This is a genomic window from Pseudomonadota bacterium (genome assembly GCA_039714795.1).
Taxonomy (GTDB): Bacteria; Pseudomonadota; Alphaproteobacteria; order JAGOMX01; family JAGOMX01; genus JBDLIP01.
This window is the reverse complement of sequence record JBDLIP010000179.1, coordinates 1-2,350: the sequence shown is the minus strand read 5'-3', so window position 1 is coordinate 2,350 and position 2,350 is coordinate 1. Positions and strand designations below refer to the sequence as shown.

The 2,350-nt window shown below is 39.7% G+C and carries 2 protein-coding genes; both read right to left on the bottom strand.

From position 1 onward, the window contains the following. Nucleotides 1–264: 264 nt before the first annotated feature. The gene (locus tag ABFQ95_08470; GenBank protein ID MEN8237548.1) at nt 265–1,251 is read right to left on the bottom strand and encodes a GGDEF domain-containing protein; all 987 of its coding nucleotides are present in this window, start codon (nt 1,249–1,251) and stop codon (nt 265–267) included. Between the two features lie 13 nt (nt 1,252–1,264). After that, nucleotides 1,265–1,837 carry a hypothetical protein gene (locus ABFQ95_08465; protein MEN8237547.1) on the bottom strand — a complete coding sequence of 191 codons (573 nt, stop codon included), beginning with the start codon at nt 1,835–1,837 and terminating at the stop codon, nt 1,265–1,267. Nucleotides 1,838–2,350: the final 513 nt, after the last annotated feature.

Sequence of the window (2,350 nt, the reverse complement as noted above, 5' to 3'; positions counted from 1 at the left end):
ATTTTAACCCTTTTTATCTTTTGTTACTTCTAAAGGTTTAGCAGATTTTTGATTGTTGTGCCTTTATTTTTCAATACATTATTGACCGGTCATACCCATTGTAGAAGTTCATGGATATTTGGTGGTTCTGTTGGGTTGCTTCAGTAGGAATTGCCTAGATGTGATAATTTTTCTGAAATATTTAACATTTGTGTAACGAATTTCCAGGAGGGCAAAGATGCGCCGGAAACAACTGCCTATAAGCTATAAGCAAGACAAGCAGAGCTAACTCTGCTGGTCTTGCAGGTCTTCTTTGCGCCGGCTGTGGGAAATTTCTTCCTGGTTTTGTAAACGCTGGGAAACAAAAGCTGTAGGTAGTGCCATTTTCTTGATGTTTACAGCATCCATAAGGGCTCGCTCGCTGTGCTGTATGATTACTTCTGGGGTAATCTTTTCATGAGCCCGAATGACGCTGCCACCAATTGCAACCTGTATCGGAACATTACTATCTTTGGCACGAATACCAGCAAATTCAATTGCCTCAACCAATCGTTTGGCAACGGCCACTATCTCGTGTTGATTGCACTTGTCAAGAATGATCCCGAAGCTATTACCAGAAAGCCGCCCTATCTCGTCGCAATCCCGCATAACGCCTCTAATTTCGTTGGCGATGCGCTTTATAACCTTTTGAGTTTCTTGTAAACCATACTGCAATCCTATCTGTGCCAATCGATTGATACGCATATGAACGAATGCTGACTCGATGGGCTCACCAGTGTCATCGGCTAGAATTTTCTCAAGGTGCTTTACAATGGCCTGCCGATGTAGAAATCCTGTGTTTTTATCTTTCGTACCCGGAGGTTTCGGCTGCGCCGAACGATCCATTGATACAGGCGGAGAAACGCACTCTAGCACTCCTTGAAATTGTACGGGATACCCTTGCGGAGAATTGACCAACCGTCCTTTCTCGCAAACTGTGCAGATTTGATCGTTTTGGACAAAAAGATCATAAGTTTGCTCAAAAGGTGTTTTTGATACGAGCAGATTATGTAAATTCTTAACTCTTTCTTCAAAAGCTTTGCTATCCATTCGATTAATGAATTGGTCGCCAGTTTCAAACGCAAACAAGTCTCCAAGGAGAAGTTCTGTTCCTGACTGCCAGTGGATAATATTTGAGATAAGAGACCAGTCAAAAGGAAACTGTTTATATATGTCAAAAATACTAAGAAACTCTGCTTCTTTTTTTTGTTGCTTATTCGTATTGCTTTCCATTTAATAGGTCTTCCTACCCTTCAGGATAATGGGTGATAATTGAGTTTTCGATTTGAACGACTGCACCAGTTTCAACGTGTAAGAACACGTCATAATTTGGATGATCCTGGTCACCAGAGATGTGTTCAATAAGTTCCCACCCTTCATCTGCAAAATTGATAGTATCAAATTCATCGCCGGCAAATATAAGATCACCTTCATGATTAATGATTGTATCAAGATCCACAGTAGCTGTTTTCTTTTCGCAATTAGCAGGCTGGAGTGTTGTGCTATCTACGTCATCCTTCATGAAATCATTCCAGCGGATATCATGTGCATTCTCCAGATCTATAACTGTAAGATCGTCATTGTGATAAAGGAAAGATTTATCTATTATTTTGTTGGCATTGATAGGGGTTTGCACATTAGTTTCATCCAACACATTCAGTATTTTAAAACTTTCTGCAAACTCGTAAATATCAGTAGGATTTAAATCATTAACGAAGAAATCGTCTTTTAAAATAGGTGAAGCAACATCTTGCTCTTGGCAAGATGTTTCTCCCTCTTTGGTAACGCGAAAAAATCTGAGTATTGAGTCAAAATCCATTTGTTTCCCTCTGGCATGTTTTCATTGTGCACAGAAAGATTTAAAAGAGATTTAACGAACGTTTGATTTTTTAGTGTGGATGTTATCTTACTTGCGATGCGGAGAACGAACCGGGGCGGTGGCTTGATCTTTGGGAAAGCTGCTTTCTTCGGGAGTATCTTCAACTTGAGTTTGACGGCTAGAGCCTAAATTTCCCGAAAATTCTTTTAGAAACAATCAGTTGGCGTGCTTAAATGTGTAAGACCCTACTAAGGTATATTGCGCTGCACCCCATGGACTGGACAAATTTTAGGACTTTTTAAGTGAGTTTTTGTCCACGGGTTCTAAAAAATTAATACCATGATCATTTCAATTAGTCTATAATTTTCTCCTTCAATTTTTAATTTTTCTAAAAAAATGTGCTTGGACCTAACTTCGTATCTTCTCCAAATGTCAGGGTAGATCGTCCATTCAGATCCGTGTTGAATGACAATTGGGTATCCGAGGCTTATCTGCGATTATGCTTGCAAGTGA